Consider the following 4,863-nt stretch of genomic DNA (forward strand, 5'->3'; position numbering starts at 1 on the left):
CGGAGGCCGAGCGAGCTGGCTGCCGCTGGCGAGAACCAGCCGATCGTAGGCCAGTTCACCCGGACGCCCGGCCTCGTCGCGGTAGCCGACTCGGCGCGCCCGGGCGTCGATGCTTTCAGCGGTGCCTTTGACGAAGCGCACACCCACCGCATCGAACAGCGCGTCGAGCGGCGCGTACATGCTGTGCACGTCCGGCTCGTAGAAGCGCGGGCGAATACGCAATTCGGCTTGCGGGGCGAGCAGCGTGATCTCGACATCCTGACGGGCATGCATATCCAGCAAACGCGCAGCGCTCAGCGCGCTCCACAGCCCGCCGAACCCTGCACCGATCACCAATAATTGCTGTTTCATAATGTGCTCCCTGACGCTGATGGATGGATGACACCCGAGCCCGGCGCGGACTCTGGCGTGACGATCAGTGGCCGCCGCAACTGCTTGCCGTACTACCTGGCGCTCAATCGTTCGCCGTCGAGAGTCATGCTAGGGCGGGGAGGATGCGGGCGCAGTTGTCCATCGGTGTGCGTGGGGTACGCATGGGTGGAAGAGGGGTATACGAAGGTATGGGGGGGGCGAGGTGGGAATACCGGGCGAGGTGTTGTTCGAAACGAACATCGCCGCGCAGGGCGCCAGCACGCCTGCACGGCCGATGCCGTTGTTCAGTCGGTGGGCACTACGTTATCCAACGCTTTGTTGACGGCCAATTCCCCCAGCATGACCACCTGTGCAATGCCTAACAGCGTATTGCGCCGTGAGCCTTCCAGCATTCCGGCGAAATCGCTGAGCATCACCGTGGCGGAAGCCAGGGATTCGCAAGCGTTGACCAACAGTGATTCTGTGTCGGACTCAGGATTGACCATAAACAACGTGTTGGGACTGTAGGGCGTGGCGTTGATCTTGGCCGGCGCGAGGTAATGGTCGAGCGCGCGCTCGGCGGCGTCGTGAAGTTTTTTTGAATGGAAGGATTCATAAGGCGATACCGATTCGGTGACCGGCGGATGGGACGGTGTCTGTGACATCAGCTGAAACTCCGATGAGCGCCGCTTGAGCGTCTGGGTATGAGGACGACGCGCCACGGCTGTGGCGCGTCCGCTGGCAGTGAGGGGAGCACGCCCCCTCATGCCTCGATGGCCGGCTAGTTCGACACGCGTCGGCTGTCGAGCACGCGATTGACGATGAGCTCACTCAACATGATCACCTGCTGCAACATCAGCAGCGATCGACGCTGTGGATGGTCAATCACGCCGCCGATTTCGCGGGCCATGTCATTGGCGGCTGCCAGCGATTCACAGGCTTCGACGAGCAACGTTTCCTCATCCACCGTCGGGTCAATGAGAAAGATCCTGCCTGGCTGGCGCTTGGGAATGGTGGTTTTGAGCGTCTGAGGGTCGAGGTAAAAGTTGATGGCGCGAGCGGCCGCATCTTTTATCCGCTGAGGTTCCAGAGCAGGGTCGTACGGGATTGAATCGGCTTCCGGCGGGTTTGGGGTTACTTTGAACATTGATGAAGCTCCTAACACATTTAAGGGAGGCTTCACCCTTTCGCTACCAAACGAAGGGTGGCGGCCATGCACAGGTTGGTAGACCGGGTGTTAGGATCCGGCGCGCCCTAGGACGCCCTATACATGGCCACCGCAAATCCGAGACAGAAATCTCGACGGCAGATCTGTATATCTAACACTGCGGGCTACCAAACCCGATCACCTATTTCAGTGACCGACAAACGATAGGACCCGCAGCCTAGACGCACAAGCCGGCGGATTCTGAAGTACCCGTAGGCAGCGGCGCAAGGCGTTGTAGGCTTTTTGGAGGAGAAATCGGTGTAATTTAAACGTGCTTGCCAAGTCGTGTTTATGCGCTGTACGTGCCTGCTCATCTCACCTTTTCAGAATATCGGAGACCCGAATCTGTTTAGGCCGATCTCAAGGCCGTTGCGCCGTGGGGCGGAGAGTTTCAAGCAAGTCGCGTCGTAGACGGGCTTTTTGGCTCTTCCACTGTTGGCCGTAGATCAGCAGAAAAACGCCTCGGCTGGCAGGTGAAAAAATTACTTGTCAACACTGGGATCACAAATGACATAGCGCTTAGTCTGCTTTGAAAACGAACTCAAAACCAATTCCCATTTTTCTCAGGAGCTCGGCCACGCGCTCGAAGAACAATTCCCCCTGCTCCGAAACCTCGTACTTGCCGTAAACACGGATTACAAGTGACTTGCCGAGTGCAGCGGAAATCTTGTTATAGATCTCACCGCTTTCGATGAAAGCGATGTAGCCGTTTATCTTCCGTTGTAGCGCGAGCAGGTGCTCGGCTTGTAGGGTCTTATTGCCCCATTCTAGGTGGTCAGCGATGCCCAGGATGATGGCGCCACTGTCCGATTTGGGGATTCCCCACATATCGATAATGTTCGGGTCTGTTAAGGACACTGCGGATCCTTGGCCTCCAGCCGGTTTGTTCAATCCCTCTGAGGGAACCGAGCTACAGCTCTGTGGCTTGCCGCCCTTTGCTTTGCTTTAGCTCTACTAGCTCACACGCCTAGTGTCGAACAGCAAAGTCGTCCTTAAGCACAAATTCCATTCCGATGCCTACGCCTTTGAGTACCTCGGTCACGCGGTCGACAAAGGTTTCACCTTGCTCAGGTAGCTCATATAAACCATTGATGCGAATTTTCGGATTCTTGCCCTTGGCTGGCGGATAGCTTTCCAGCAGTTCGCCGCTCTCGATGAAGGCGATGTAGGTATTGATCTTCTCCTGTAGCAACAACAGGTGTTCACCCTGTTGGGCTTTGTCGCCCCATTCCAAGTGATCAGTGATGACGAGTACGACATTGTCGGGTTCCCACTCGGGCACTGCGATGATGTCGACGACTTTTGTTTCGGTGATGGACATGTCTGCTCCCTCAGAGGGTCGGGTCAGGTCGAATGATGTCGACTCTGGTAGGTGGGATTCGGGTGCCTCCGGTGAAGCCGGGTTTACCTTTGCCGACGACGGTTGCGCCGGTCTTTTCTATTTCTGGAAAGCCCAATTTCTGATTGCGCGTCAGTGGCGCTGTTTCCGAAGATTTGCATTCGACGCAGGAGATGTTGCCGTCCGCATCGCGGCCCATCATATCAATGCGCGTGCGTACACCGCTGTCGGTTTTGACGGTGACCTCACGAGCGGCTTCAGGTTTGATCTTACTGAATTCGTCAAAGGACGCTTCTTCGAACGCTTTGCCCTTTTGCTTATTCTTCTCTAGCTGTGTGCTGAGCACGATGTAGATGGGCTCAATCCCCGCATCCTCCGGGAACCAGATGATTGCATCCTGGAACTCAGGTGGGTGCGCGGGGTTGGCCAGCAGCGTGTCCGACTGAGGTGTCGGCGGATAGACCCAGACGGGAGGTAGCTGAGGGGCACCTTCCAGCGCTGGGATCCCCAGCACTCCATCGGAGCTTGCTCCGGGTGTCCAGGTCAGACCGATGCCGTCGCCGATGTCGGCGATGAATTTTTCGCCGTCTTTCTGCGCTTTGATGACCGGTACATTTTCCCAGTCCTTCTTGCCGCCGGTGTAAAAGCCGTAGGCGTTGACGGAGCCGTCCGGCAACGTTTTTACGTTGACACGAACACGCGTTCGGCCGGTTTCAAGCGTGGCGTATTGCTCGTCCTTATAGAAGGCACTGTCCGGGGCGATGCTGGTGTTGGGCATCAATAGCGCCACCGTGCCCACGGCCGCGCCTGCTGCCATGGCGCCTGCACCGTCGAGTAGGCCTAGCGCGAGTGAGCCACCCAGCCGATGGGCAACGGCACTACCGGTTGCGGAGCCGCCGACAAACTGGAGGGGCGTGCCTTCGGCGGTAATCGCTACGCCAGTGGCCAACACGGCCTATAGCCCGTAGTCCGCCAGTTTTTCAACGGGGACGAACCCTGTCGGGTTGCTGTGGTTGATTTCGCCGTCGGGCAGGTTGCAGCTTTTGGCGAAGACGCAACCCTTGAGGTCGGGTTTCGCGTCTGGCGCTGGCCGGAGTTCTTTGTATTGCGCCCAGTGTTGGGCGTTTAGGTCGACAGGTTCGACGCCGGTGTTGCGGTAACCCTTGGGTGGGTTGGGGACGTAGCCGCTCAATCCTTGGTTCCTTGTTCTGGTCCTTTTTGAACGGGGTGGAGGGTGACAGGCGGAGTTTGCAGTGGCAATTAGTGGCGCTTTGATTCTAGATTCTGAGGCGCCTCTCATTTCCGTGTGATCAAGTCAGCGCTTAAGGAAATGGGGTAGCTCAACTACCTCCGTAATCTCTGGAGCTTCCCCTCGCTCCCAGCCCTCTCCTCGAGGAGAGGGAGCCGACCGTGTTGTCTTCTGTCAGAAATCGGCCTGATCGACCGAGTCGATAGGGGGCTATAAATCCAGGCGACACGCAATTCAATGCGATCAGGGCATTATCAAGTGTTTTCAGATTTACGCGGTGCAAACTCAACCCAGGCAAGTAGCTCGTCCGCCGCAAAGGGTTTACGCAGGCAGGCAACGACATCGGCTTCTCGAAACTTGGCGCAAAGCAAACCACTCTGATCCGCCGACACAAAAATCACCGGCATCCGCCAGCCTCGCGCCCGCAGTGCATCCAGCATCTGCAAACCACCCATGCCCGGCATCTGAATATCGGAGATCAAACAATCAGTCTGCACCGGCCCGTCCGAGTCAAGGTAGTCCGCCGGCGCCGCATAGCAGAACACCTGATACCCCGACGCCCGCAGCAGGCTGCTCAGCGATGTGCGCATTGCCTCGTCGTCGTCCACTACCGCAATGACATGCGTCTTGTGCATAACGCTCCCGGGCCGGGCGGCCGAGCTGGTGACTCCTGTCGTTCTTGCACCATACGCTGATGGCCAGCGGGCAAAACTATAC

At 57.7% G+C, this 4,863-nt stretch carries 6 protein-coding genes and 1 pseudogene; all 7 read right to left on the bottom strand.

Annotated elements, in window-relative coordinates:
* Positions 1 to 351 (bottom strand): FAD-dependent oxidoreductase (locus tag OQK_RS21820; protein ID WP_038861538.1); only part of this gene is annotated, 351 nt, incomplete at its 3' end.
* Positions 352 to 656: 305 nt separating this feature from the next.
* Positions 657 to 1,016, bottom strand: coding sequence for a DUF6124 family protein (locus OQK_RS21825; RefSeq protein WP_016774270.1), 360 nt, complete (start codon positions 1,014 to 1,016; stop codon positions 657 to 659).
* A 116-nt stretch (positions 1,017 to 1,132) separates the two neighbouring features.
* The gene (locus tag OQK_RS21830) at positions 1,133 to 1,498 is read right to left on the bottom strand and encodes a DUF6124 family protein (protein ID WP_016774271.1); all 366 of its coding nucleotides are present in this window, start codon (positions 1,496 to 1,498) and stop codon (positions 1,133 to 1,135) included.
* 579 nt (positions 1,499 to 2,077) lie between these two features.
* Positions 2,078 to 2,416 carry a DUF6572 domain-containing protein gene (locus OQK_RS21835; RefSeq protein ID WP_016774272.1) on the bottom strand — a complete coding sequence of 113 codons (339 nt, stop codon included), beginning with the start codon at positions 2,414 to 2,416 and terminating at the stop codon, positions 2,078 to 2,080.
* Between the two features lie 109 nt (positions 2,417 to 2,525).
* The gene (locus tag OQK_RS21840; protein ID WP_016774273.1) at positions 2,526 to 2,879 is read right to left on the bottom strand and encodes a DUF6572 domain-containing protein; all 354 of its coding nucleotides are present in this window, start codon (positions 2,877 to 2,879) and stop codon (positions 2,526 to 2,528) included.
* 10 nt (positions 2,880 to 2,889) lie between these two features.
* Positions 2,890 to 4,089, bottom strand: a pseudogene (locus tag OQK_RS21845) (S-type pyocin domain-containing protein).
* Positions 4,090 to 4,400: 311 nt separating this feature from the next.
* A partial coding sequence (locus OQK_RS21850) for a response regulator transcription factor (RefSeq protein ID WP_338000595.1) occupies positions 4,401 to 4,863 on the bottom strand: 463 nt, incomplete at its 5' end.

The sequence above is a fragment of the Pseudomonas sp. R62 genome, assembly GCF_000257605.1.
GTDB lineage: Bacteria > Pseudomonadota > Gammaproteobacteria > Pseudomonadales > Pseudomonadaceae > Aquipseudomonas > Aquipseudomonas atacamensis.